Source organism: Bacillus vallismortis (genome assembly GCF_040784915.1).
In the GTDB taxonomy this organism is placed as follows: Bacteria; Bacillota; Bacilli; order Bacillales; family Bacillaceae; genus Bacillus; species Bacillus subtilis_G.
On sequence record NZ_CP160797.1, the window covers coordinates 3,944,501 to 3,970,725 of the forward strand.

At 44.7% G+C, this 26,225-nt stretch carries 26 protein-coding genes; 7 read left to right on the forward strand and 19 right to left on the reverse strand.

The genetic code is table 11. From position 1 onward, the window contains the following. The first annotated feature begins 42 nt into the window (after positions 1-42). A complete protein-coding gene (locus ABZM97_RS19740; RefSeq protein ID WP_202327887.1) occupies positions 43-813 on the forward strand; it encodes a formate/nitrite transporter family protein in 771 nt (256 codons plus the stop codon). 38 nt (positions 814-851) lie between these two features. Here ABZM97_RS19740 and sacT read toward each other — a convergent pair whose 3' ends face one another. Both sacT and ABZM97_RS19750 read right to left on the reverse strand, forming a co-directional pair. Further along, positions 852-1,682 (reverse strand): sac operon transcriptional antiterminator SacT, encoded by an 831-nt coding sequence (gene sacT, locus ABZM97_RS19745; protein ID WP_087992800.1) that lies wholly within the window; start codon positions 1,680-1,682, stop codon positions 852-854. Positions 1,683-1,721: 39 nt separating this feature from the next. After that, positions 1,722-2,024, reverse strand: a complete 303-nt coding sequence (locus ABZM97_RS19750; RefSeq protein WP_087992814.1) for a hypothetical protein — start codon at positions 2,022-2,024, stop codon at positions 1,722-1,724. 530 nt (positions 2,025-2,554) lie between these two features. On the opposite strand from ABZM97_RS19750, the gene vpr reads away from it, so the two are divergent. Then, the gene (gene vpr / locus ABZM97_RS19755; RefSeq protein WP_367387075.1) at positions 2,555-4,975 is read left to right on the forward strand and encodes a serine protease Vpr; all 2,421 of its coding nucleotides are present in this window, start codon (positions 2,555-2,557) and stop codon (positions 4,973-4,975) included. A gap of 33 nt (positions 4,976-5,008) precedes the next feature. Here the strand turns inward: vpr and ABZM97_RS19760 are convergent, their stop codons facing one another. From ABZM97_RS19760 to eis, 4 genes are all read right to left on the reverse strand, one after another. Further along, complete coding sequence (locus ABZM97_RS19760) at positions 5,009-6,013, reverse strand: LLM class flavin-dependent oxidoreductase (protein ID WP_087992802.1); 1,005 nt, start codon at positions 6,011-6,013, stop codon at positions 5,009-5,011. Between the two features lie 145 nt (positions 6,014-6,158). Further along, on the reverse strand, positions 6,159-6,908 hold the full coding sequence (nfsA, locus tag ABZM97_RS19765) for an oxygen-insensitive NADPH nitroreductase (RefSeq protein ID WP_367387076.1): 750 nt from the start codon (positions 6,906-6,908) through the stop codon (positions 6,159-6,161). A gap of 106 nt (positions 6,909-7,014) precedes the next feature. Next, complete coding sequence (locus ABZM97_RS19770; protein ID WP_202327884.1) at positions 7,015-8,199, reverse strand: FtsW/RodA/SpoVE family cell cycle protein; 1,185 nt, start codon at positions 8,197-8,199, stop codon at positions 7,015-7,017. A 210-nt stretch (positions 8,200-8,409) separates the two neighbouring features. Continuing rightward, positions 8,410-9,555 carry an enhanced intracellular survival protein Eis gene (gene eis, locus ABZM97_RS19775; RefSeq protein WP_367387077.1) on the reverse strand — a complete coding sequence of 382 codons (1,146 nt, stop codon included), beginning with the start codon at positions 9,553-9,555 and terminating at the stop codon, positions 8,410-8,412. A 223-nt stretch (positions 9,556-9,778) separates the two neighbouring features. Here eis and ywcE point away from each other — a divergent pair, with 223 nt between their 5' ends. Continuing rightward, positions 9,779-10,045, forward strand: coding sequence for a spore morphogenesis/germination protein YwcE (gene ywcE, locus ABZM97_RS19780; protein ID WP_081638379.1), 267 nt, complete (start codon positions 9,779-9,781; stop codon positions 10,043-10,045). Between the two features lie 40 nt (positions 10,046-10,085). Here ywcE and qoxD read toward each other — a convergent pair whose 3' ends face one another. The 4 genes from qoxD to qoxA are packed head-to-tail and all read right to left on the reverse strand — an operon-like array spanning position 10,086 to position 14,032. Then, positions 10,086-10,460 (reverse strand): cytochrome aa3 quinol oxidase subunit IV, encoded by a 375-nt coding sequence (gene qoxD, locus ABZM97_RS19785; RefSeq protein WP_087993190.1) that lies wholly within the window; start codon positions 10,458-10,460, stop codon positions 10,086-10,088. Between the two features lies 1 nt (position 10,461). Continuing rightward, positions 10,462-11,076 carry a cytochrome aa3 quinol oxidase subunit III gene (qoxC, locus tag ABZM97_RS19790; RefSeq protein ID WP_087993191.1) on the reverse strand — a complete coding sequence of 205 codons (615 nt, stop codon included), beginning with the start codon at positions 11,074-11,076 and terminating at the stop codon, positions 10,462-10,464. A 13-nt stretch (positions 11,077-11,089) separates the two neighbouring features. Beyond that, positions 11,090-13,039, reverse strand: coding sequence for a cytochrome aa3 quinol oxidase subunit I (gene qoxB, locus ABZM97_RS19795; RefSeq protein WP_087993192.1), 1,950 nt, complete (start codon positions 13,037-13,039; stop codon positions 11,090-11,092). Positions 13,040-13,066: 27 nt separating this feature from the next. Beyond that, on the reverse strand, positions 13,067-14,032 hold the full coding sequence (gene qoxA, locus ABZM97_RS19800; RefSeq protein ID WP_087993273.1) for a cytochrome aa3 quinol oxidase subunit II: 966 nt from the start codon (positions 14,030-14,032) through the stop codon (positions 13,067-13,069). 513 nt (positions 14,033-14,545) lie between these two features. On the opposite strand from qoxA, the gene ABZM97_RS19805 reads away from it, so the two are divergent. Then, a complete protein-coding gene (locus ABZM97_RS19805) occupies positions 14,546-14,791 on the forward strand; it encodes a GlsB/YeaQ/YmgE family stress response membrane protein (RefSeq protein ID WP_003222176.1) in 246 nt (81 codons plus the stop codon). Between the two features lie 69 nt (positions 14,792-14,860). Here ABZM97_RS19805 and galT read toward each other — a convergent pair whose 3' ends face one another. The 4 genes from galT to ABZM97_RS19825 all read right to left on the reverse strand — a co-directional run bounded on the left by galT (position 14,861) and on the right by ABZM97_RS19825 (position 18,719). Continuing rightward, entirely contained in the window at positions 14,861-16,402 is a 1,542-nt protein-coding gene (gene galT, locus ABZM97_RS19810) for a UDP-glucose--hexose-1-phosphate uridylyltransferase (RefSeq protein WP_087993193.1), read from the reverse strand. 3 nt (positions 16,403-16,405) lie between these two features. Beyond that, entirely contained in the window at positions 16,406-17,578 is a 1,173-nt protein-coding gene (locus tag ABZM97_RS19815; RefSeq protein WP_087993194.1) for a galactokinase, read from the reverse strand. A gap of 68 nt (positions 17,579-17,646) precedes the next feature. Then, complete coding sequence (locus tag ABZM97_RS19820; protein ID WP_087993195.1) at positions 17,647-18,030, reverse strand: GtrA family protein; 384 nt, start codon at positions 18,028-18,030, stop codon at positions 17,647-17,649. A gap of 17 nt (positions 18,031-18,047) precedes the next feature. Beyond that, the gene (locus ABZM97_RS19825) at positions 18,048-18,719 is read right to left on the reverse strand and encodes a TetR/AcrR family transcriptional regulator (protein WP_087993196.1); all 672 of its coding nucleotides are present in this window, start codon (positions 18,717-18,719) and stop codon (positions 18,048-18,050) included. A gap of 350 nt (positions 18,720-19,069) precedes the next feature. Between ABZM97_RS19825 and slrA the strand changes: the two genes are divergently transcribed. Continuing rightward, positions 19,070-19,228, forward strand: a complete 159-nt coding sequence (slrA, locus tag ABZM97_RS19830) for a transcriptional regulator SlrA (protein WP_014115625.1) — start codon at positions 19,070-19,072, stop codon at positions 19,226-19,228. Between the two features lie 170 nt (positions 19,229-19,398). On the opposite strand, the gene ABZM97_RS19835 is transcribed toward slrA, so the two are convergent. After that, positions 19,399-19,557: a hypothetical protein gene (locus ABZM97_RS19835; RefSeq protein ID WP_176365304.1), complete on the reverse strand. Its 159-nt coding sequence runs from the start codon at positions 19,555-19,557 to the stop codon at positions 19,399-19,401. 114 nt (positions 19,558-19,671) lie between these two features. Between ABZM97_RS19835 and ABZM97_RS19840 the strand changes: the two genes are divergently transcribed. After that, positions 19,672-19,980 (forward strand): DUF485 domain-containing protein, encoded by a 309-nt coding sequence (locus ABZM97_RS19840; protein ID WP_367387078.1) that lies wholly within the window; start codon positions 19,672-19,674, stop codon positions 19,978-19,980. Beyond that, positions 19,977-21,518, forward strand: a complete 1,542-nt coding sequence (locus ABZM97_RS19845; RefSeq protein ID WP_367387079.1) for a cation acetate symporter — start codon at positions 19,977-19,979, stop codon at positions 21,516-21,518. The genes ABZM97_RS19840 and ABZM97_RS19845 overlap by 4 nt, the downstream gene beginning before the upstream one ends. Positions 21,519-21,613: 95 nt before the next feature. Here the strand turns inward: ABZM97_RS19845 and ABZM97_RS19850 are convergent, their stop codons facing one another. The 4 genes from ABZM97_RS19850 to ABZM97_RS19865 all read right to left on the reverse strand — a co-directional run bounded on the left by ABZM97_RS19850 (position 21,614) and on the right by ABZM97_RS19865 (position 26,170). Beyond that, positions 21,614-22,216, reverse strand: coding sequence for a DsbA family oxidoreductase (locus ABZM97_RS19850; protein WP_367387080.1), 603 nt, complete (start codon positions 22,214-22,216; stop codon positions 21,614-21,616). Between the two features lie 88 nt (positions 22,217-22,304). After that, positions 22,305-23,555: an iron uptake transporter deferrochelatase/peroxidase subunit gene (gene efeB / locus ABZM97_RS19855; RefSeq protein ID WP_367387081.1), complete on the reverse strand. Its 1,251-nt coding sequence runs from the start codon at positions 23,553-23,555 to the stop codon at positions 22,305-22,307. Between the two features lie 18 nt (positions 23,556-23,573). Next, positions 23,574-24,728 (reverse strand): iron uptake system lipoprotein EfeM, encoded by a 1,155-nt coding sequence (gene efeM, locus ABZM97_RS19860; RefSeq protein ID WP_087993201.1) that lies wholly within the window; start codon positions 24,726-24,728, stop codon positions 23,574-23,576. Continuing rightward, on the reverse strand, positions 24,725-26,170 hold the full coding sequence (locus ABZM97_RS19865) for an FTR1 family protein (protein WP_087993202.1): 1,446 nt from the start codon (positions 26,168-26,170) through the stop codon (positions 24,725-24,727). The genes efeM and ABZM97_RS19865 overlap by 4 nt, the downstream gene beginning before the upstream one ends. Positions 26,171-26,225: the final 55 nt, after the last annotated feature.

The following is a 26,225-nucleotide window of genomic DNA, read 5'->3' on the forward strand; positions in this document are numbered from 1 at the left end:
TGCTATACTATGCTCAATCATCAAAGAAAGCAGGAAAAGAACATGGAAACTCAAGCATTGCAAAAGGTTGAACAGTACGCTTTAAAAAAACAAAATATATTTATTTCCAGTAAATTCCGTTATTTGCTTAGATCCATTCTGGCCAGCATGTTTATCGGTTTCGGCATTACAGCCGCAAGCAAAACAGGCAGCTATTTCTTCATGGCTGATTCTCCGTTTGCCTTTCCGGCAGCCGCTGTCACATTCGGAGCCGCTATTCTGCTGATTGCTTACGGCGGCGGGGATTTATTTACCGGCAACACCTTTTATTTCACCTATACCGCGCTCCGAAAAAAACTTCGCTGGCGAGACACCCTGCACCTGTGGATGACAAGCTATGCCGGCAATTTAATTGGCGCCATCCTATTTGCTATTCTGATCAGCGCGACAGGACTTTTTGAGGAGGCTTCTGTTCATTCCTTTTTGATTCATCTGGCAGAGCACAAAATGGAGCCGTCAGCTTCCGAACTGTTTTTCAGAGGTATGCTGTGCAATTGGCTTGTGTGCCTCGCCTTTTTCATTCCGATGTCTCTCAAAGGAGAAGGAGCCAAGCTGTTTACCATGATGCTTTTTGTTTTCTGCTTCTTTATTTCAGGTTTTGAGCACAGCATTGCCAATATGTGCACATTCGCCATCGCACTTTTGATCGAGCACCCTGATACGGTGACACTGATGGGAGCGGTCAGAAACTTAATTCCTGTTACGCTCGGAAATCTGACCGCAGGAATAGTGATGATGGGCTGGATGTACTACACGCTCAATCCCGATAAATAAAAAAACTTCCAGAGATCACTCTCTGCAAGTCAAAGCGGTTATTCCGAGAGATCTTGAAGACGCTGGACATGCAGCGTGATATAGCCGGCCTCGGACTCCGGCAAATGTAATTGATATTCACTTTTCAAAAACTCCGCCAGCTCCAGCGCACATTGATAGGCAAATGAATACTTTTTTTGGATGAAATAAAGCATCTCCTCATCCATATGATGGAGCGCTTCATTTGATTCCAACCGACTGACCGCGTATCGCAAATGCGTGACAAGGCGTTGATAGGAAATGCTGTTTTCATCCACCTTTCGATTAAAGTAGTTTTCTATTTTCTCTATCATTTCTTTAATCATGGTCGTATGCTTCAGCGCTGAATACATGCTCTCCGCATCCATCTTCGCCGTATGGATGTGAAGGGCAATATAACCCGCTTCATCTTCAGGCAGAGACACGCCCAATGTCTCTTTTACATGTCTGATTGCCCACAGGCCGACCTCATATTCTTTTTTATAGAGCGCCTTTATCTCATGCAGCAGTTTATTCTGCACAAGCAGCCCATTTTGAACCCTTTCGATCGCAAAGGACAAGTGGTCAGAAAGCGCGATATGAATGTGGTCGCTCAACGGCGCCGCGAGCTCCCCCTCCGCATAGCTGATGATATCCTCAGCGATTTCAATATGCTCCTCCGGCAGCGTTTGCAGGATTTGTTTAAACTTTTCATTCTCGTCGTGCACGACAAAGATCTTTTCCACTTTATTCATAGGGATGAGATCATTTTTCTTTTTTTGAAATGCGATTCCCGGTCCCATCACGATTTTTTCCTGATTATCCTCTTTTATTAAAGCCGCATTGTTGTTTAATACTTTATAGATTTTCAAGAGGCTATCTCTCCCGCCAATTTGCTTTTGACTGGGATTTTACCTCCTTTTGACCGCCATGTAAAGGTGCGGTCCAGCTCTCTCCTGCTTTGGCGATTCCTTGAAGGCTTGCAAACACCTTCTTTTATAAAGCGCGGCGGCTTTCGCTTTCTGCTTTTCTTCGTCATTCACAGCCATCCGCCATTCATAAAACGAAACAAGTCCTGCGGCCTGCACCGCCGCTTTTCTTTGGTATGTACGCTGAGCCGAATAGACCGCAGCAGCCGCAGTTTTTCTGTCCGGCGTCACCCAGTTCATCAAAAAGACCATCCACACCCGTAAAGATACAAGCAAACGTTTCATAGAAAAACATCCCTCCGCTTCTTTTTGGCAGGCAGCCTTTTTAGCAGCCCGTTTTCTCAGCCGCAGCCCGCGGGAAAAGACGGCCGATTTCTTTTCTCGCAAACTAGCGGCTCTAGCAAAACTCATGACTCTATGATAGACCGCGAATAGAGAATTCTTTGTCACAATATGAGTGAAAAAACCAACTAGTTTTTAGAAGTTTTGTTGAAAGCTGAAAGAAATGAAATGAAAATTGGAGAACCGCTTCAAAAACTTTATACACAAGTTATCCCAAAGTTAAGAACAACTTAGTCACAAGAGATATCCACATGTCCACAATCCCTCTCAATATTTTGTATAGGAACATATATTCCCAACTACATATATACACAGGTTTATTCACTTATGCACAGGGTTCTGTGTATAACTCCTCCCTTATACACAATAGAATTTCAATAAATGGTTCATTTGACACAAGGATTTTTTTGAATTTTCAAGAAATATATACTAGGTCTTTAACATTTTTTCTAAAACACAAAGGGGGAAACACATTGAAAAATGGGATTATTCGCTTTCTGCTTCTAAGTTTCATTTTATTTTTCACGTTATCCACAGGTATGACAGGCATACAGGCAGCTCCGGCTTCTTCAAAAACGTCGGCTGATCTGGAAAAAGCCGAGATATTCGGTGACATCGACATGACAACTAGCAAAAAAACAACCGTAATTGTGGAGTTAAAAGAAAAATCCTTGGCAGAGGCGAAGGAAGCAGGTGAAAGCCAAACGAAAAGCAAGCTGAAAACCGCTCGCACCAAAGCAAAAAACAAGGCCATCAAAGCGGTGAAAAACGGAAAAGTAAACCGGGAATATGAGCAGGTATTCTCAGGCTTTTCTATAAAACTCCCAGCTAATGAAATTCCAAAACTTCTCGCGGTAAAAGACGTAAAAGCCGTATACCCAAACGTCACGTATAAAACAGACAATATAAAGGATAAAGACGTCACGATCTCCGAGGACGCCGTATCTCCGCAAATGGATGACAGCGCGCCGTATATCGGAGCAAACGACGCATGGGATTTAGGCTACACAGGAAAAGGCGTCAAGGTGGCGATTATTGATACCGGGGTTGAATACAACCATCCTGACTTGAAGAAAAACTTCGGACAATATAAAGGATACGATTTTGTAGACAATGATTACGATCCAAAAGAAACACCTACGGGCGACCCAAGGGGCGGATCTACTGACCACGGAACACATGTAGCCGGAACTGTTGCCGCAAACGGAACGATTAAAGGGGTTGCGCCTGATGCCACACTTCTTGCTTATCGCGTGTTAGGCCCTGGCGGAAGCGGCACAACAGAAAACGTCATCGCCGGCGTGGAACGTGCAGTACAGGACGGAGCAGATGTGATGAACCTGTCTCTCGGAAACTCTTTAAACAATCCGGACTGGGCGACAAGCACAGCGCTTGACTGGGCCATGTCAGAAGGCGTTGTCGCGGTTACGTCAAACGGCAACAGCGGACCGAACAGCTGGACAGTCGGATCACCGGGCACATCAAGAGAAGCGATTTCTGTCGGTGCGACTCAGCTGCCGCTCAATGAATACGCCGTCACATTCGGCTCCTACTCTTCAGCAAAAGTGATGGGCTATGACAAAGAGAATGACGTTAAAGCGCTCAATAACAAAGAAGTTGAACTTGTCGAAGCCGGAATCGGCGAAGCAAAGGACTTTGAAGGAAAAGATCTGACAGGCAAAGTCGCCGTTGTCAAAAGGGGCAGCATCGCTTTTGTGGATAAAGCAGACAACGCCAAAAAAGCCGGCGCCATCGGCATGGTTGTATATAACAACCTATCTGGTGAAATTGAAGCCAATGTACCTGGCATGTCTGTGCCAACAATCAAACTTTCATTAGAAGACGGTGAAAAACTCATCAGCGCCATGAAAGCAGGCGAGACAAAAGCAACATTCAAGTTGACGGTCTCAAAAGCGCTCGGTGAACAAGTCGCTGATTTCTCATCCCGCGGCCCTGTTATGGATACATGGATGATTAAGCCTGATATTTCCGCACCAGGCGTCAATATCGTCAGCACCATCCCGACACACGATCCTAACAACCCATACGGTTACGGATCAAAACAAGGAACGAGCATGGCATCGCCTCATATTGCCGGAGCGGTTGCCGTTATCAAACAAGCAAAACCGAAATGGAGCGTTGAACAGATTAAAGCCGCCATCATGAATACCGCTGTCACCTTAAAGGACGGCGACGGAGAAGTGTACCCGCATAACGCCCAAGGCGCAGGCAGCGCAAGAATCATGAATGCAATCAAAGCCGACTCCATTGTTTCACCGGGAAGCTATTCATACGGCACATTCTTAAAGGAAAACAAAAACGAGACGAAAAAAGAAACCTTTACAATTGAGAATCAATCTTCCATCAGAAAGTCATACACGCTGGAATACTCATTTAACGGCAGCGGCATTTCCACATCCGGCACTAGCCGCGTTGTGATTCCGGCCCATAAAACCGGAAAAGCTACTGCAAAAGTAAAGGTCAATACAAAGAAAACAAAAGCCGGCACCTATGAAGGAACGGTCATCGTCAGAGAAGGCGGGAAAACCGTCGCTAAGATGCCTACATTGCTGATCGTCAAAGAGCCGGATTATCCGAGAGTAACATCTGTCTCCGTCAGCGAAGGATCTGTACAAGGCACCTATCAAATTGAAACCTATCTTCCTGCGGGAGCAGAAGAGCTGGCGTTCCTCGTCTATGACAGCAACCTTGATTTTGCAGGCCAAGCCGGCATCTATAAAAATCAAGATAAGGGCTATCGGTACTTTGACTGGGACGGCACGATCAATGGCGGAACCAAGCTTCCGGCCGGAGAATATTACCTGCTCGCCTATGCCGCGAACAAAGGCAAATCAAGCCAGGTTCTGACTGAAGAACCTTTTACCGTGGAATAAGAAGAAGCCCTGCCGAATCGGCGGGGCTTCTTCTTATTCATTCGCAAATGCTTCCTGTAACAAGCGGTAAGAATCAAGCTTATCTTCAAAATGATGCGTTATGGTTACCGCCATGATTTCCTCCGTGCCATACGCTTTACTTAAAGCCAACAGCTGCGCCTTCACCTGTTCTTTCGTGCCGACAATCATTCGATTTCGATTATCAGCAACTCGTCTCTGTTCATACGGAGAATACGTATTTTCCCGGACAGCTTTATACGAAGGAACTCCTTCTAAAGGGATGCCCTGCTCCCCCGCCAAAAGCGTGAAATCAAGCACTGCCGCAAGCTCCTCTGCCTTCTCCTCTGTGTCAGCACAAAGAACAAAAACAGCGACTGCCGCACGAGGCATGTCTCCTAAAACAGACGGCTTGAATCGTCTCTTATACTGTCTGACCGTATCCTCTCCGCCCTCTCCATTGATAAAGTGGGCAAACATATAGCCAGCGCCTGTCTCAGCGGCAAGCAGCGCGCTTTCTCCGGATGAGCCGAGCAGCCACACATCCGGCGCGGTGGAAATATGCGGCGCTGCCGTCAGATTCGGAAAACGGTGTTTGCCATCCGCCAAATCATGCAAATACATAGCCAGCTCCTTGATTTGCTGCGGATACTGATCAGCATTGCGCTTCCCGCCGTCATTCAGCGCCCATGACGCAATCGGCATTCCCCCCGGTGCTCTGCCAAGCCCGAGATCAATTCTTCCCGGTGTCAGCCCCTCCAGCACACGGAAATTCTCAGCTACTTTATAAGCGCTGTAATGCGGCAGCATGACTCCGCCTGAGCCAACACGGATTCGCTTCGTTTTCGCCGCTATATGACTGATCAGCACCTCAGGGCTGGACCCAGCCAGCCGTTTTGAAAAATGATGCTCAGATACCCAGAATCGCTTATATCCAAGATCCTCGGCAGCCTGCGCAAGCTCGACGGTTTGCTTCAACGCCGTTTCAGCAGAACTTCCTTCCGAAACAGGAGATTGATCTAAAATGCTTAATGTCATCATCCTTATCACCTCATCCTAGTGTATCACTGAACCTAAAGCCTTCTCACACTGTTTCATTTATTTGGTTGAGCGTGTCTTTATTTGTCGCATTATGTTACACGTGAAACATAAAAGCCTCTCCGTCAACAACAGAGAGGCTGCGGCATTATTTTTTATTAAAGCCTTTTTCTTTTACATATTCATTTAAGTACGTACGCGGCTTTTGCTTCATAAACTGAAGAATTTGGTCAGACCACGTCTCCACACGCTGGCCTTTTGTTCTTTCCTTATAATAATCAGAAATCGTTTGATCATACTCCTTCAGGTTTTGGCGAAAATTCTCTTCATTTAGGTCATAGGTATTTTCATGGTAGACAGCCTGCTTCGGCAGTCTCGGTTTTTTGCCGGAAAGGTTCGCAGGATGCCCTACTGCAAGGCCAAAGAGCGGAAGCACGTGATCTGGGGTTTGCAGCACCTCTGCCACCTTGTCCAGATCATTCCGAATGCCGCCGATATAACAAATGCCTAGTCCCATTGATTCTGCGGCAATGCTCATGTTTTGAGCTGCAAGCGCAGCATCAATTAAACTAACCATAAACAGTTCCGTATTTTCCAGCAGCTCAGAAATATTTTCGCCTTTTTCCTCAGCCAGTTTTTGATGGCGATACAAGTCCGCGCAAAATACAAAAAAGTGCCCGTTCTTCTCAACGTAAGGCTGTGGTCCTGCAAGCACAGACAGCTCGCGTTTCTTCTCAGGATCGGAAACACCGATAATGGAATACGCCTGCACATAGCTGGACGTAGACGCAGCCTGCGCACTTTTCACTAATATATCAATTTCTTCAGCTGTCAAAAGCTGATCAGTAAAAGACCGGATCGACCGATGATTCAAAATGGTTTCGATTGTGTTATTCATCACAAGAACCTCCTTATCTATTTTTTATCATATCCGAAAAAAAGAGAACTCAAAAGCAAAATGCTCTGCAACAAAAAAGACAGCCTCTGCCAAGGCTGTCTGCATATTAAGAATTAAACAGATAACTTCTGTATTTCGTCAGCTGTACACTCGCATTATAAACAATGCCGAAGCAGATTAGCGTGGCAAGCGTCGAGCTTCCCCCGTAACTGACAAACAGCAGCGGAATCCCGGTAACAGGCATAATGCCGATGTTCATACCGATATTCTGGAATGTATGAATGACAATCAACGCCGTATATCCCACGCAAAAGAAAGAAGCGAAGCGGCTATAAGGATGTATCTTATCAATGAGAACGACAAGTCTGTAGATCAAGAAGAAAAACATGATGACGACAATAGCACAGCCTAAAAACCCGAAACTCTCACCTAAAATAGCAAAAATAAAATCGGTCTGTCCCTCTGGTACATACACCTTTAGATTATGAACGCCATTTCCGATGATGCCGCCCGAACCAATTGCCATAACTGCCTGGTCAACCTGCCAGCCGCTATTTGCATCTTCTTGAGTTGTTCCATTTGAATCAGATACCCAAGAGGTAACCCTCTTAATTTGATACTCTTGAATCCCCACTGATTTGGCGACATCAGGGAAATTAATCATGACTAATAATATAAGAGTAATGAATAGAATACCTGCACCGCCAACAATCGCAATCAACTTCCAGTTTATACCAGACATAAAGACCATGACCATCACAATAAACATGCAAACCCCTGCAGTACCGGCATCCTGGAGAAGAATAAGCCCGATTGGCACTACAGAAACACCCGCTATCTTTAATAACAAATAAACATCATCTGTAAGTGATCGGATTTTTTTAGGATTTGCCTTAGAAATTACCGAGGCTACCACCATCATGAGACCAATCTTCATAAACTCTGACGGCTGCAGCGTAACAGAACCAAATTTAAACCAACTTTTCGCACCGTTTTTTTCAGGCGCAATTGACTCAGGGCTCACTCTTAATATCAATAAGAGCAGAATCCCGAATAAGAATACATACAAACTAAGTTTTTCTAACTGCTCAAGATCGAAATAAAGCAATACAAATACAGCGATAGCACCTAATATATAATAGACAATTTGTTTCTTCCAAGCATCGTCCCCATACTGCCCAAACTGGCCGGCAGCATAAATCGCAATTACACTTATAATAAAAAACACACCAAATATAAAAATCAAATCCCCTTGGTAAAAGGGGTTTTGCTGTTTCTTATATCGACTCATTCTATCCCGCCTTACATTTTCATCGGAAAATCACTAATGTTTATTATACATGAACCACGTTCAAGATGACACGTGAAGCTCGCTTCCATTTATGTTTTTTGCGCGCATACACGTCGCTTTTTCAGCTACACGAAATATGACGTATCATAAACCGAAATGTTTCGATTGATATTAAACTTTTCAAATAAAAAAACCCCATATAAATAGGGGTTAAAAGAAATCCATAAGAAATGGAGGTTTTAACTGAAAAACATCATCAAGTCGTTTGATTTCCGATACCGGTCCTTTTATCATACCTGTTTCATAAAGAAAACGGGCACTTCTGGCGCCAAGGAAGAAAGCGGTTAAAGAAGCTATATCGCATTCTATTAGATGGTCAGACACCTCTTCCGAAGTGACCTGTACTTGCCCCGAATCGACGCGGAAAGTCTGTTGATTCCATGGAGCCCATTGATCCGTTACCTTAAAGACAAAGGGTGCTGTCATGCGAGGTTTTGGATATTCCCGCAAAAAACCCTCAACGTCTACTATGCGTGCCATACTATAAGGATATACCTCCTGTTTGACACGGGGTTCGGCAGTTAAAAAATCAAGATCTTCCTCCATCCTTACAGTCAGTTCTACTTTATTTACCATCGAGTCATGCTGGCAAATAAAATTCCACAAGCCTCTCTGTGCCTCCCTGTTCAAATACACAAATTCCTCAACTCGCATCCTATTATTCTTGATGTCATACACAAGATATCCACAAGGCTTCCCATCTTCAGAGATATAAATAGCTTTCAATCCAGAGACCTTCTCTGCCCAATGCTCCTTTGAACGCTTCATCAGCCCGTTATGCTTTGTTCTGTACTGATTATAGATGGCATTCATTGTATCTGTTTCATCCTTTTGAAGCCTTCTTACATATCCTGAAACATGGTCTAGCTTTTGCAACTGTTCTTTAAGATACGTCAGACGTTTTTGGTAGAAACAGAGCTCCCACCCAAATTTGCGGTAGAAGGAAATGAGGAACGGATGTAAAAAGCTGATTTTTTGGTTTTCTTTCTTCATGACCGTTAAAGCGTTTAGAATCAGCTCCTTTACTGTTCCTTTTCTTCTGTATTCAGGCCAGGTTGCCACTCCGGCAATACCGCCCATCTTCATCTCCTGCTCCTCCAGCATGACAGAAAAGGGAATGATGTGAAGCTTGGAAAGTAATTTCTCTTGTTCTTTGATTCCAATGACGTAATGGTTCTCTAAAGCCTTTACTTTCTCTTCTCGTTCCTCATCACTGAGTTCTTTCTGAAAAGCGTATTCAGACATATAGATCACTTCCCGCCAGTCTCCTCTTTCAAGCTTTATTACTTGGTACATCAACATCCTCCTTAAAAAGAAAGTCCCGTACATTCTCCTAGCTTATAACACTAAAAAATAAGACAATAGGTCCAGACCATTTCCGCAAAAACATGTATCAATTTCTGGAAAACATGGTATAATAATTGTAACAAAATGTTCAAAAAACGACCACAAAACAGACACAACTCAGTTCCTCTATTTCATTTTTGTAAACGTTATCACAAAATGAAAGGAGACGGGTATGATGGACATGTTTTTTGCTTATTTATTGGTTGCCAGCGCAACTCCTCTTTTTATTTGGCTTGATAACAAAAAAGTCGCACTCTCAGCTATTCCGCCAATCATCTTAATGTGGGTATTCTTCTTCTTTTACGCAACTGAAAGCCTTTCTCCACTAGGACACACTCTCATGATTATCTTGTTTGCCGTCAATGTCATTGTCGCTCATATCGCCGCATTTATCATTTACGGTCTTCCGTATCTTCGCAGAAAGCGAAGCAGCAGCTGAAACAGCAAAAAAACCCTCTTCTGACGAAGAGGGTTTTTGCTTATTCGTGATGGCCTGAATGCTCTGAGTGTTCAGTGCCTCCAGGAGGATTTCCGTCCATATGGTCACCATGGTGATAGTGAGCCGCGAAAATCCAGATGGATCCAAGTACGATAACGATCGCGCCAAAGAATCCGAATAGCGTGTTTCCGACTTGGATGGTGCCGTTTTCGCTCTCTGTCATGTGCATGAACATGAGAAGCTGCAGCGCCGCCTGGATGAAGGCAAAGCCGAAAATGATCCAAAGTTTTGCTGATGAGCTCAGGTCAGTATAAACTGCAACCCATAGAGCCAGCAGGGTCAAAACGATAGACAGTGCAAAACCTACGATGTGTTTCCATGGAAAGTGACTGTGTTCAGCAGATTTGTTTGCCATTTTACAGACCCCCCAATCCCATGAGATAGACACCCGTAAAGATGAAAATCCATACAACATCTAAGAAGTGCCAGTATAAGCTTGAGATAAAGATTTTAGATGAAGTTTGCGGAGTTAGGCCGCGTTTCTTCAACTGAATCAGAATTCCTGTGATCCAGAAAATACCGATTGTTACGTGAGTTCCGTGAGTTCCAAGTAAAACAAAGAATCCAGACCAGAACGCACTTGTACCGAGAGATGCTCCTTCATGTACATAGTGGACAAACTCGGTAATCTCAAAACCGACAAAGCCGGCACCGAGAAGAAGAGTGATAATTGTCCAAATGACGACGCCTTTTAAACTTCCGCGGCGCATTTCATGAACAGCGATCCCGCAGGTAAAGCTGCTGATAAGCAGCAAGAACGTCATAATCATTACCAGATTGACTTCAAACAGTTCGTCCGGTAAGACACCTCCTGCTGTTCTGTTTTGAAGAACGAAGAAGGTTGCAAATAGTGTTGAGAACAACACAATTTCTGCCCCTAAAAAGATCCAAAACCCGAGAATATTAAGTCTGCCGGTTTCAGATTGATATTCCATAGGCGCGTTAGAATTGCCGTGTTCTGCATGTTCCATAACTCACGCCTCCTTATTCGGAAATCTTTCTTTCCGTCTCTTTTATTTCATCAACACTAATGTAGTAGCCGTTGTCGTATTCGAATGAACGCAGAACCATGCAGAGCAGGACCCCGATCAATCCGACTACGCCCATCCAGTACCATTCAAAGACAAGTCCAAAGCCGGCAATACCGAAGGCAACAGACATAAAGAATGGTCTGCCTGAGTTGCTTGGCATATGGATTTTCTTGAATTTGCTTTCAGGGTATAACTCCGTTTTTTCTTCTTTCATCTGATGGAACGCATCTTTAGATTTGACTTCAGGAAGCACCGCAAAGTTGTAATGCGGCGGAATCGCAGAAGAAGTCGCCCAATCAAGCGTACGTCCCACACCCCATGAATCTCCGCTGATTTCACGAGTAGAGTAGCGGAAGCTGTAGTAGATGTTATAGCAAAGGATTAAGAATCCTACACCCATCATGAAAGCTCCGACAGTTGAGACAAAGTTCAATGCTGTCCAACCGTCATTCGGTCCGTATGTGTAAATACGGCGAGGCATGCCTTGAAGCCCCAAGAAATATTGCGGGAAGAAACACACATTGAAACCGATCATAAAGATCCAGAAGAACCATTTTCCGATTCTTTCGTTCAGCTTGTGGCCGAACATTTTTGGATACCAGAAAATAAATCCGGCGAAACAAGCAAATACAGTACCCGCGATCAGCACATAGTGGAAGTGAGATACAAGGAAGTACGTATTATGGTATTGATAATCCGCTGCTGCCATCGCAAGCATAACCCCTGTAACCCCGCCGATGACGAAGTTAGGAATGAACGCAAGCGCCCACAGCATAGGCGTTGTAAAGCTGATTCGGCCTTTATACATGGTAAAGAGCCAGTTGAAGATTTTAACCCCGGTCGGGATTGATATGGCCATTGTCGTAATTGAGAAGAATGAGTTAACGGACGCACTGTTCCCCATTGTGAAGAAGTGGTGAGTCCAAACTAGGAAACTCAATACGGAGATGGCGATAATAGATCCGACCATCGCTGTGTAACCAAACAATTGTTTTCTTGCAAAGCTTGAGATAATCTCAGAGAAAATACCGAACGCCGGAAGAATAACGATATATACTTCAGGATGTCCCCAAATCCAGAACAAGTTAGCCCAAAGCATCGGCATACCGCCTGCTTCCAATGTGAAAAAGTGAGCGCCGAACAAACGATCAAATGATAAAAGTGCTAAAGCTACTGTAAGCACAGGGAACGCAAACACGATAATAACCATTGTGATCAGTGTTGTCCATGTGAACATTGGCATACGCATCAATGTCATGCCTTTTGTTCTCATTTTTAAGATCGTGACCATAAAGTTGATCCCTGTCATCAGGGTACCGATACCGGCAATCTGAAGTCCGAGGAGGTAGTAGTTTTCACCCGGTCCAGGGCTCATTTCGTTACTTGCAAGCGGCATATAACTGGTCCAGCCTGCGTTCGGAGAACCTCCGATCACGAAAGAAATGTTGAAAAGCATCGCCCCTACGAAGAACGTCCAGAAGCTCAGGTTGTTCAAGTAAGGAAACGCAACGTCGCGAGCACCGATTTGAAGAGGTACAACAACGTTGATAAGACCGATTAGGAACGGCATCGCCATGAAGATGATCATGATTGTACCGTGAGTTGTAAAAATTTCATTATAGTGGTTTGAGTCTAAAAAACTGTTATTCGGAAGCGCTAGCTGGGCACGCATCATCAGGCCGTCGACACCGCCGCGGAATAGCATAATTACAGCAGCTATAATATACATGATTCCGAGTTTTTTATGGTCAACAGTAGTTATCCATTCAGACCACAGCCATTTCCACTTTTTGAAGTAAGTCAGTACAAAAATAATGGCAATGGTTGAAAGCGCAATGGAAACTTGTGCGCCCAGAATTAATGGGTCACCAGTTACGAAAAATTCGTCCCATTTGAATTTCATGCGGGCTTCCTCCTTTCCTGATCAATATCATTCTTCTGTATCATCAGACTTCTTAAATTCATTTTCTTTTACGTTTTCAAACGGATCTGTTTTAGAGTGCGGTGAAACGGCTTGGTAGCCAAGGCGTTTGCGCGCTTCCATCGCGTATTCTGCGTCCTGTCCGTGATCAACGTATTTTAAGTGAGTAGATGAGAACGTTAATTCATCCACATTTTCAGGAAGCATCAATTGATCATACTTCTCTTTTGTCAGCTTAGGCGCCTCGTTCTGAGACTTTTTCACCCAGCTGTTAAAGTCTTTTTCTGTGACTGCATTCACATCAAACTCTTGGTCTGCAAAATGTTCACCTGTGAAGTTCGCGTTGCGTCCTTCGTAAGTTCCCACTTCATCAGCCTGTAAGTATTGGTCCATCAGCATTCCTGCCATCGCGTATTTTTGTCCTCCAAGCTGAGGAATCCATAGCGAAGCCATTGAATCTGCAGATGAAATTTTGAACAAGATCGGGCGGTCTACAGGAATGTTTAAGTAGTTGACCGTTTCAATATCCTGTTCAGGGTAGCTGAATACCCATTTCCAGTCTACCGAAGTAGCATAAACAACAAGAGGCTCTTTATCCTTTGTTGCTTCAGGAGCTTTTTCTAACGAATATATCGTCTGTACGGTTGGCACAGAAAGTGCAATGACGATTAAAATTGGGATCACTGTCCAGACTACTTCTAAGAACGTGTTACCGTGAATTTCTGGGTTATAAGATCCATTATCTTTGCCTTTACGGTCGCGGTATTTTACTAAAATAATGGTAAATAGAACAAAGACGACCCCGACGATAAACAGCATAAATCCGATAGATAACAGGATCAAATCACTTTGCTGTTCAGCTACAGGCCCTTTCGGATCTAGTACTGAAGCATTGCTGCATCCCCCAAGGACGAAAACCACAGTTAACAGCGCTAATACAAGCAACGGTTTTAATGCTCTGAACAAGAAGATCACCATCCTTCCTATTGATGTAATAAATCTGAAGTGCATACTTCCTCAAAATCTTTTCTCTACTTTGTTATGCTATCAAAAAGTTCACTTATTAGCTTTATTTTTTTCTAAACTTCATCCCATTTTCGCTTAAATGTCATAAAATCGACAAAAATTGCTCCAACTTTATTCACATCTATCGCTTAAGATGAAAAGTTTCTAGTTATTTCCGCATATAAGTAAAGAAAGATGATGAAAAACTAATTCTGACAAATAAAGGTTTACCACAATAAAAAACTTAGGTCAATCAAAAATTTCATTTTGTTAAACTTTCTAGTTAGGAATTAATTTTTCCTTGTCTAGCATCTTTTCACACGATTACCATTTTAACGCATCAAATTTTGAATGAAAAGGCTTAATAAAGCGGCAATATGCTCTAAACTGTTCCCATTTTTTAAGAGAACATCCATTTGTTTAGCTTACACGCAATAGAGGAATGTTATAAGCAAATAAATACAAAATAGGATGTGTTGCATGATGAGTTTTATTATTTCACTTATCGTCGCTATTATTATCGGATGGCTTGGCAGTCTGTTTGTGAAAGGAGATATGCCCGGGGGAATTATCGGGTCTATGATAGCGGGTCTTATCGGCGCGTGGATCGGACACGGGCTGCTCGGAACATGGGGACCGAACCTAGCCGGATTTGCCATTATTCCGGCAGTGATCGGCGCAGCCATTGTCGTATTTCTAGTAAGCCTGTTAGCGAGAAAAAGAGGATAAGAGTGACAGCGCCCGAAGCGTCAGTGCTTTGGGCGTTTGTTTTGCGATAAAATCGAAAATGCCTCAACCCTAGCGGTTGAGGCTTTTGACTGGTTTAACGCCTAAATGATCAATAAACCTTTTGAAGGCCTGTTTTCCTTCCGGTGTTTGTTTAAATACACCGGCGTGTTCAAGAATGCGAGCGAATACATGTCCAAGCTCTTCCTTTATCACTAGATCGGCATTCTCTTTTGTTATCGTTCTTTTTTCCATCGTCCGAAGAGCCCACTCCTTATGTTTTGCCGTGAGCGGATTTTGTTCTAAAACTGTTTTCGGATCAGCAGAACACAGCGCCACTGCCGTTTCTTTCATTTCTTCCTGTAAACGGCCCGGCAATATCGCCAATCCCATGACTTCAATCAGGCCGATATTTTCTTTTTTAATATGGTGAACGTCCTGATGAGGATGAAATATTCCTAATGGATGCTCCTCATCCGTCCGATTGTTTCTCAGCACGATATCAAGTTCGTACAAGTCTCCCTTGCGCCGCGCGATCGGCGTAACCGTATTATGGGGTGTATCGTCTGTATAGGCGGCTATCCCGGCTATTTCATCGAAATACGTTTGCCACGTGCGGAATATATGATCAGCAGCTTCAGCGACATGATCCGGTTTGTCTCCTTGGAGCCTGAGAACCGACATCGGCCACTTCACTAAGCCCAGCGACACACCGGGATGATCATGTAATTCATATACTTCCTCCGCTTCTGCACGCGCCATCGGAAAATCGTGCGCCCCGCCTTGAAAATGATCATGGCTCAGGATGCTGCCGCCGACGATCGGCAGATCCGCATTTGAACCGATAAAGTAATGCGGATATTGCCCGAGGAATGACAGCAGCCTTTCAAATGTTTTTCTGCTGATCTCCATCGGTTCATGCTCACCCTTTAAGACGATACAATGCTCTGGATAATAGACGTATGGCGAGAACTGCAAGTACCATTCTTCCCCTTTAAGGATGACCGGAATGATTCTGTGATTTTGGCGGGCCGGATGATTCACGCTTCCCTCAAACCCGACATTTTCTTTACAAAGCAAACACATCGGGTAATGAGTCTGCGTTTGCTCTTTTGCAGCCGCAATCGCTTTTGGGTCCTTTTCGGGCTTTGATAGATTAATGGTCATTTCCAGCTCGCCATATTCGGTCGGCACCGTCCAATGCACATTTTTGGCGATCCTGTCAGACCGGATATAGTAGACATCCTCTGAATATTGATAGAATTCCTTTGTCGCCTGTTTTGGGCCGTATAATGCTTTTGTCTCCTCAAACTTGCGAATGACCTCAGACGGAGGAGGTACGAAACATCCCATCAGCTTTGCGCTGAGCAAGTCACGGTATGTGTCTGTATCCGCTTCCATACGGCCGGTTTCCGCCGCCCATTTGTAAATAGGAGCAAGCAGGTTCGGAAGGCTCTGTTCCTTCTTGATACGTGTGGAGGAGACCGGCTCAGGATGTTCGATGTCCAATGCTTCATATAGACGGTTTCTCGTGTATTCCCGGTCCCAGATCGAAATCAGTTTTCGTTCCAGGCCATACTCCAGCAGCTGTTCCAGATATTCAACAATACGCATGTGTCACTCCCCCTTTAGTTCTCTCGCTCTCTCTCCAATATCAGCGATATAAAATTCCGCTTTGAGACCTGTTTTTTCTTGGTATCTGTCTCCAGCCTTTTGGATAAAATCATCAACAAACGCATCCCTTACAATGCTGATGGTGCAGCCGCCGAAGCCTGCTCCCGTCATTCTTGATCCGATGACTCCTTCGTGGTCCCACGCTGCAAACACAAGCTCATCAAGTTCAGGGCATGTCACCTCATAATCATCCTTCAATGAAAGGTGGGATTCCTTCATTAACCGCCCGATTTCATCTATATTGTTTTCTTTGAACATATCGGCCGTCTTGATCGCCCGGTGGTTTTCATATACGGCGTGCTTTGCCCGGCGTCTGTTCGTTTCATTTCGAATCAGGCTGGAATGCACGTCGAAATCAGCGGGCTTGATGTCGCCCAGCGAGGTAATACCGAGTGCTTTTTGCAGATCAAGCAACGCGTCATTACACTCTTGGCGTCTCGTATTATAGCTAGAGTCTGCCAATGTCCTTTTTTTGTTCGTGTTCGCAATGACAAGTGCGAGGCCTGAGACATCGAGTTTGCTATATTCATAGTCCAGCGTGTCACAGTTCAGCAGCATCGCATGGTGTTTTTTGCCCATTCCGATTGCGAATTGGTCCATAATCCCGCAATTGACACCGATAAATGTGTTTTCCGCATGCTGCGCCATTTTTACAAGTTCAAGCGCATCCACTTCAGGGTGGAAATAGGTTTGAAGCACGACTCCCATCAGCAGCTCAATAGAAGCGGAGGACGAGAGCCCCGCCCCGTTTGGAATATTCCCTGAAAATACAATGTCAAAGCCATGGGGAACTGAATAGCCCCTTTGCTGAAATTCATAAATGACGCCTTTCGGATAGTTCGCCCAGTCGTCTTCTTTTTGATAGCGGATGTCGTCAAGGCTGCACTCCTTGATGCCTGCGTCTTTAAAGTTGTCAGAATACATCCGGACAAGCCCGTCGTTTCTTTCTGCAACTGCAGCATATGTACCCATTGTCAGCGCGCACGGAAAGACATGCCCGCCGTTATAGTCTGTATGTTCTCCAATCAGATTCACTCTGCCAGGTGCGAAAAAAAACCGTAACCCTTCTTTTTCTCCGAATACACTTGCAAATATCCCCTTTAGCTCTTCCCGCATGTGCAATCACCTTTCATGGTTTTATTTTCTTATTTCCCCTTATTTCTTAAGCGAAACGATAGTGCCTGTCACACGCCTTCTTCTTTTGTCTTTTTAAAAACGAGCCATTTGCTTGCGGCATAGTTGACGACAACAATGACCGCGTTGTCGAGTATTTTAGCCAAGGTTTCATTTGTATTGAACTGGCCGACAAGAATGATCATCATGCCTAAATCTATGCCGAGAGACAGAACCCGAACGCTGAAAAAGGCAGTGATCTCTTTCATTAGGCTCTGCAGGTCATGTGTTTTTTGCTGAAACACATATAATTTATTCGTGATGTAAGCAAACAGCACGGACAAAACCCAAGCGGCGGCAGTGGCGGCTTTGTAATCCATATTCATGATCTCTACCAATATATAAAAGCTGGCGATGTTCACAATGGTTGTGAAAACCCCCATGATGATATACATAATCATTTCTCTATACTTCACTGATGTTCCTCGCTTTCTGAAAAACTTTTCAAGATTCTTGGTCTCACGCGCTCTCTGTCTAGCGTGAAAAAAATCGAGAGTGCGTCTAAAAAGCTGCGGAATGTGGCGGGCTGTCTCAATACATATGCTTGTTTAATGATTCCGTCGAGTACCGCACATATTATTTTAGCCGTATATCCCGGATCAATACAGGCGTCAATCAGCTTTCTCTCCTTCAGCCACATAATATATAACGCGTTTTCCTCGACCCACAATTCGTACAGCCGTGCATAGGCCTTGCATTTCCGAAGGATTTTATATGTCGGCATATTCATGGCAAATGAGACAATGTCCCACGACGGCTTATTTATGTAATAGGAATAAAGCATCTCTGCGGCATGTTTCGCAGCCTCGTCCAATGTCAGCGGTTTCACTGAAATCTGCTCCATTTGATCAAGATACCCTATGATCATCTTTATTTTCATTTGGCGTTTTTCGAGAAGATGCTGCAGAAAATCCTCCTTGCTGACAAAATGAACATAAAAAGCTCCTTTGCTGTACCCGGCTGCTCTGCTGATATCCTCTACAGAAACCGGATCATACGCTCGGTCAATCAACAAATTCAAGCCAGCTTCTATAAAACTTTCAAATGTTACTTCTCTTTTAATTTGAAATTTGTTTTTTTTCATATTTTTCTCCAGGCGGCATGATTATCCTTATCTTACAACGGATCAATCTTTAGCGGTATTTATTTCTTTGAACGCTTATGCTACTCGGTTTCCCCGGGGTCATTTTTAATAGGCTAAATGATTTATTTTCATTTACGTACTATCCAGTCAGTATTTAATTGTTTATTATTATAAATAAGATTCATTGGTTATATTAGTCATTTTTTTAGGGAATAGGTAGGTGGTTTTTCCTTCAGTTTGTGAACACCGGGCAACTATGTGTGAAATTTGTTGTACTCGCCTCATCATCGCGCGGCTTTCTTTGTTGCCCGCATGTTGCAGGAAAACATTTTATACAATTGGAGGTTACTATGAAAACTCATGTTAAAAAAGATTTGGACAAAGATTGGCATATGCTAATGCAAGAAGCTAGATCCATTGGGTTAGGCATTCGTGATGTGAGGCAGTTTTTAGAATCTGAGACAGCTTTGAGAAAGAACAATCACAAAAAAACCGTCCGCCAAGACTAATCCGAACAGGCGGATCTATTACATCTGGCTTTTCTATCATCTGATCTGAGTTTTCACCATATCCTCTATTCGAAAGCGATTGCCGCGCCGAGCTTGAGGACAAACGGTGTGTCAGCTAACATACGACAGACAGCCGGTGATGCGGTCACCTCTTGGCACATGCATTGTCATTAAGAGGTGATGCGAACATCCATAACCAGGCTCTGGTAAACAGCAGCTTTGCTGAGAACAAGCTGCATTCGGTGAGGTTTTGAAAGCAAACTCGTATATACGCGGCCGAGCTGGAAAACCTTCGCCTGTCTTTCTGCCAATTTCGTTCCTATCTTCACGACTTCCTTCTTTTTTCATTCTTCAGATATTCTTCAATGCATAAATCAGACTTTCAGTACATACCTATTGGTGTACCTTTTTGCTTACGTTTAGTCAATAAAAGGAGGAAAGCCATGTACAAAGCTGATTACAAACAGATTGCTGCAACGCCGTCTTTCCAAGCTTTTTTAAAGCAGAAACACGCTTTTATTGTTCCTTCTGCGATTTTCTTTTTCGTCTTTTATTTTTCACTTCCTGTTTTGACGTCTTATTTCACCTTTTTGAATGCGCCGGCCATTGGAGCTGTTTCATGGGCTTGGCTGTTTGCTATCGCCCAATTCGCCATGACCTGGATACTGAGTACCGTGTATTCCCGAAGGGCAGCTCGTTTCGACAGATATGTAAGCGCTTTAAAGGAAGAATTGAAGGGTGAACAGACATGAATATGACTGCTTTTCTATTATTTTTAGCAATCGTCGGCCTAACGCTTGTCATCACCTATTTTGCCGCGAAGAAGACGAAAACGACGAGTGAGTTTTATACGGCTGGCGGCGGGCTCACCGGCGTTCAGAATGGACTGGCAATTGCCGGCGACTACATGTCTGCAGCCTCGTTTCTCGGGATTGCCGGAATGATTGCGTTATATGGATTTGATGGATTCTTTTACAGCATCGGTTTTCTGGTGGCTTATCTCGTTGTCTTGTACATCGTGGCGGAACCGCTTCGGAATCTTGGGAAGTATACGATGGCTGACATGATTGCGGCTCGTTTTAAGGAAAAGAAAATCCGCGGCGTCGCGGCTCTGAATACCATTGCCATCTCTACTTTTTATATGATCGCCCAGCTCGTGGGGGCCGGTGCGCTGATCAAACTGCTGCTTGGGCTGGATTATACCGTGGCGGTTCTCATCGTCGGAGTGCTGATGACCATTTATGTCGTGTTTGGCGGCATGATCGCGACAAGCTGGGTTCAAATCATTAAAGCGGTTTTGCTGATGGCCGGCACACTCGTGATTTCAATCATCGTGTTTTCAAAATTCGGCTTTAACCTTAATACCATGTTTGAGCAGATGAAAACGGCCACTCCGCTTGGCGCTGATTTTTTAAATCCCGGAAATAAATACAAGGTGCCGCTTGAGACTTTGTCGTTAAACTTGGCACTCGTGCTGGGAACTGCCGGGCTTCCTCATATTTTGATCCGGTTTTATACCGTTAAGGATGCTAAGACGGCCCGGACATCTGTTATGTCAGCGACATGGATTATCGGCGTGTTTTACATTATGACGGTGTTTCTCGGCTTTGGCGCGGCTGCGTTTGTCGGTTTTGACGCGATTACGGCGGCTGACCAAGCGGGAAATATGGCGGCTCCGCTTTTGGCGAAAGCGCTCGGGGGAGACTTTCTGTTTGCGTTTGTGTCAGCCATCGCCTTCGCTACCATTTTAGCTGTCGTGACCGGATTGGTGCTGTCTGCCGCCTCAGCGTTTGCCCATGATATTTACAGCCAAATCATCAGAAAGGGAGAAGCAACTGAAATAGAACAGATGAAAGCGGCCAGATGGGCTTCTGTCGCCGTGTCAGTGCTCTCCATTCTTCTTGCGATTTTTGCACAGTCTTTAAATGTAGCGTTCCTTGTCGCACTTGCGTTTGCGGTGGCGGCCAGCGCAAACCTCCCGCTGATTGTGTTTACGGTCTTCTGGAAGAGATTCAATGCCTCAGGCGCTTTATGGGGCAGCCTGACAGGCCTGATCAGCGCGCTTGTGCTTGTGTCGATGAGCCCTAGTGTGTGGGATCCGTCCGGAGGTGCTGTTTTTATCGGCGATCCGCTCATTCCGCTTTCCAATCCGGGCATTATTTCCATCCCGCTCGGCTTCCTCGGCGCGTGGCTTGGAACGGTGCTGTCGTCAGATAAAACAGTTGATGAAGATACGTTTGCGGAAATACAGGTGAAGGCGCATACCGGCATTCATATGGATCAAGAGTAAAAAAGAAATAGGAAAAACCAATCTGTGCTTGAAATCCAAAAAAGGCTGTCGAGGTACTCTCGACAGCCTGAGTTCTCTTGTATAGAGAGTTTTCCTTACTTTTTCTGCTGTTCCTCAGAAATCGCTTTTTCAAATACATCCTTGCCGGCAACACCCGGAATCACGGTGTCGCCAATGATAAAGGTTGGAACGGCTGTGATGTCAGCCTCTTCGTAGGCGTGTTTTAAGGCTTGGCGCTGCACGTCCTGATATGTTCTTAAGTCCAGTGCGGATTTGAATGAAGCTCCGTCTAGCCCCACTTCCTTGGCAAGCTTCGTCAAGATGTCAATGTCGCCGATATTTTGGCCCTCTTGGAAAAATGCCTGAAAGACACGGGTATTGTATTCATGTCCTTTATTGTATTCCTTTGCAAAGTGAAAGCCTTCAAACGCCAAATCTGTATATGGATGAGGCGAGATGTTTGGAAAATTAATCTCGACTCCTAATTTCTCCGCCATTGGCTGAATTGATGTCTGCCACATGTACTGCTTGGAAGGATCATTGACCGGGTCAAGCTTTGGAGATGGGCTTGGGCGCAGTTCAAACGGCATCCACTCGACTTCAATATCCTTTCCTTTAATCGCTTCTTCAAAAGCGGCTTTGCCAATGAAACAAAATGGGCAGACGTAATCTGAATAAACTTTGATGTGTACTGTCATGATAATCTCCTTTCGTATAGGTTGATTTTAAACTGTAACTATTAAAGTTACAAATGTTTTTTTTAAAAGAAGCCGATAAAGGCTTCTTTTATGATTCCAGCAAACGCTGGGCAATATATTCGCCCTTTTTGCAGCCGCCTGGGCATGCATATAAAGCGGAACCGATTGTTTGCGTGTATTCGTTTAACGCATCCTTTGCCGAAAGGGCCTTCAGCATGGGGATGAACTGATTGTCGGGATTTTTTTGAAAGCTGATAAACAGGAGGCCCGCATCCATATAGCCGGTTTTCGGATCAAGTCCTTCTGTGTAAGAGAAAGCCCTACGCAAAATTTGTTTTCCCGTAGATTTGGAAAGGCTGACGTGTGAATTTGACGGGATTTGATTCAGCTTCACAGGGTCTGTTTCTTTTTTCTGGCCGAAAGGCGCCCCCGAGCTTTTTCTGCGCCCAAAGGTGTCCTCTTGATCCTTGAGGGAAGAACGGTCCCATATCTCAAGGAACATTTTGATTTTCCGAAAGGCCATATAGGTGCCGCCCGTCATCCAGTCAGGCTCACCGGACTGAATCCACACGATCGAGTTCATCAAGGTATCATCCTTCGTGCTCTGGTTGCCTGTTCCATCTTTAAACCCGAAGAGATTGCGCGGCGTTTCGCCATTTTTTCCTCCGCTTAAAAAGCCTTTGTTCACAAAGCGGACCTCACAGGTGCCGATCGCTTGGTTCAGCAGATTTCTCAGCGCGTGAAACGCCACTTGCTCATCGTCTGCGCATACTTGAATGCAGATATCTCCGCCTCCCTGTTTTTCATCCAAGTTGTCATTCGGCATAGCTGGAAGAGCGGCAAGGTGCTTCGGTTTTTTGTTTTTCAGCCCGAAGCGGTCCTTTCCGTCTTTTTCAAAAAGGCCAGGCCCGAATCCGAATGTGATCGTTAAATTGGAAGGGGATAAATCAGCAGATTCACCTGTATCCTGCGGCGGCAAATATTGATTTTTCTGCTCAACTGACATTTTCTTTCCTGACGTCAGCATCTGTGTCAGACTTGTCCAGTTTCTGAATAATGTAATGATGTCGCTCTTCTCTTTTGCTGTTATATCCAGCGCGGCAAAATATACATACGTCTGATGGGCAGTTGTGATTCCGGCCTGATGCTTTCCGTAAAACGGGACGGCCTGCTCCTCCTCTTGCTCATCCTTTTTTGATGACTTAGCAGCAGTCTGAACAAGCGGGGCAAGACCGCCGAGTCCGCTGGCACCGATCGCAACGGCCGCACCTGCCATCGCTCCCCATTTTAAAATGTCCCGTCTATGAATTTGTTCTGGCTTTTTTTGTTCATCGCTCATGCTGTTACAAAACTCCTTTTATAGCACATTCGCAATCTTCGACATGGTTTCAGAAAGAGTCGTCAGCTTTGTGCTCAGCTCTCTGATTTGATCTTCACTTAATTTATCATAAGACGTATAAGACTGATCATTTGATTTGTATTTTGCCATTAAAACTTCAAATTCGCTGAATTCCGTATCCAGTTTTTCCGTCAGGTCAGAGTGATCTTTGACAAGCGCGCTTTTTACTGTTTGATAAACAGCTTCGGAGCCTTCCACATTCGCCATGAGGTCGACTAAATCAATTCGTGAGTAGCGCTCCTCTTCTCCCGTGATTTTCGAAATGCCGGCTTCGTTCAGAAGCTCCATCGCGCCTGCTACCATTTGTTCAGGTGTTAATGTCAGTGATTCAATTGAACCGTCAAGCTCCTTTACATCCTTGAGAAGCTGGTCAGCTATTGCCTTTTCCCCGGAAATATCTTTATCCTTCCAGATGGCTTTCTCAAGCTTATGGAAACCTGTCCATTTGCCCCCTTCTTCTACATCATTTTCACGGGCGTCAATTTTCGGATCGAGATCACCGAGGCTTTCAGCGATCGGTTCGATTCGTTCGTAATAAACACGCGCTTTCGCGTATAACGTTTTAGATTTTTTGATATCGCCTGATTTTACAGCGCTTGTAAATGCTTCCGTCGCTTTTACAAGCTGATCGCTCTGTTCTTTGACATAGTCTTTATATTCGTCCGCTGCCTTTGCCAGCTGTTCGCTTGCCTTTTTGCTGCTCTTCTTCGCTTCTGTCAGGTCTTCTAAGGATGCTTTCAATGACTCGGATTCCGTCTTGATTTTGTCAGTATCTGGTTTGTCTTTTTGCGCTTCTGTATAGATGGGCTGAAGGTGCTTTTCGATTTCTGTATACTCGAACGGATAATCGCTGCGGATATCATTTTCAAAGGAAAGCCAGTAGCTGTTTAACTCTTTCCCCTTTTTTTCGATCTCTTGTTGGTCTCCTTTTTCCGCTGAATCATTCAGCTTGGAAATCATGGTTTCCATTTTATCTACAGATGCGGCGATCTCTTTAGTAACCCCGCTTTTTTCAGATGAAGCTTTTTCTTTGGTTGAGGATGTCTCATTAGCTCCGCAGCCTGCTAGCGCAAGGATGCAGCCTGCTGATACAGCGATTTTTGTGAAATTCATTTTGTCAGTTCCTTTCCGTTTGTAAAATATTTTGCCGCTTCTGAGATAAGCGCAATCAGTAAAAAGAGTAAAATCAGCAATTGCGGAATGGCGCTGTACACGGACGGATAAACACCAAGCACCGATATAGACGGCAGCCAGCTCTCCGCATCAGACGGTAGAATGCCCGCCAGCTGCAGGCTGTGAACGCCTGTTCCGAGAAATTTCACGCACATATACAGGACGACCGCCATGGACAGCAGGAAAAACGGCTTTAATGGAATACGCATTCCGAGCTTGATCATTAGAACACCGACGATGACGAGAACGACAAGCCCCGCGGCAGTTCCGCCGATCAGCTCAGTGAGCGGGAGCTTCCCGACAAGGCCGATGAAAAAGATGACTGTTTCGAGCCCTTCTCTTACAACTGCCAGAAATGCAATGAGCGCAAAGGAAAGCAGGCTTCGTTTTTTAAGCGCCTGTGACTTCTGGATATTGATTTTTTCTCTCCATTTATCCATTGAGGCGTTTCTGTGCAGCCACACCCCGACATATAAAAGCATGAGAGCGGACAGTACGCCGGTGACGCCGCCAAGCAAGAAGTTGTTTTCTCCGAATACGCTGGAGGAGAACAGAAGCGTGACACCGATGCCGGCTGTCAAGGAAATAACCATGCCGGCTGACGCTCCACCCCAGATCCATACCGAGGAACGCGTGACACGGGCTTTCTTTGTCATGGTCAAAAGCGCCCCGATGACTAGCAGCGCCTCCATCCCTTCACGAATCGGGATCAACGCAGCATCCCACCAGCTGTAGCTGCTTGAAGCGATCGGCTCGAGCAATTGGATCATGTCGTCAATTTGCTTTGATACCTTTTCGGGATGGCTGCCGATCTCAGCCTTCATCAGCGCCAGATTTTCCTCTGATGTCGTATAGGCTTCTTTCGATTGGGAAACGACGTCTCCCTCAACAGCGAGCCAGGATGTAATTAAATTGTCGATTGCGGATGACGCTTCATCCAATCGGTTTTGCTCTATTAACGTTTTTGTGTCTTTTAAATTTTGAATATAGGCTGTTAAGGACGCCCTTGATTGACCCGAGGATGTCTTTTTCAGCACGACAGCCTGCTGATAGGTTTCTAGATGAGAAGAAAGCTCTTCAAGCTGCGTTTTGAGTTTATCTGCATCTTGATTAATGAAAGAAAGAGAAATCATCGCGATATTCGAGTCCATTTTGCTGTGGGAAGAAAGGTTTTCCTTTTTAATAGAAGGTTCTTCTTTTTTCCACTTTGCCTTGAATGTTTCAAACGTTTGTTGTGCCGATTCCGTATCTCCGTCTTTTACGGATTCGGTCATTTGCTTGTTTAATTGAATCAGCGCAGCGATCGGATCGTCTTCCGCATATGCCGCAGAACCGAAAACCATCAACAAGCTAAATAAAATAAGCGCCAGCCCCCGAGTCATCATGCTCCTCCTATAATTGAAAATGATTATCATTGTATAACATAATCATAGCCAG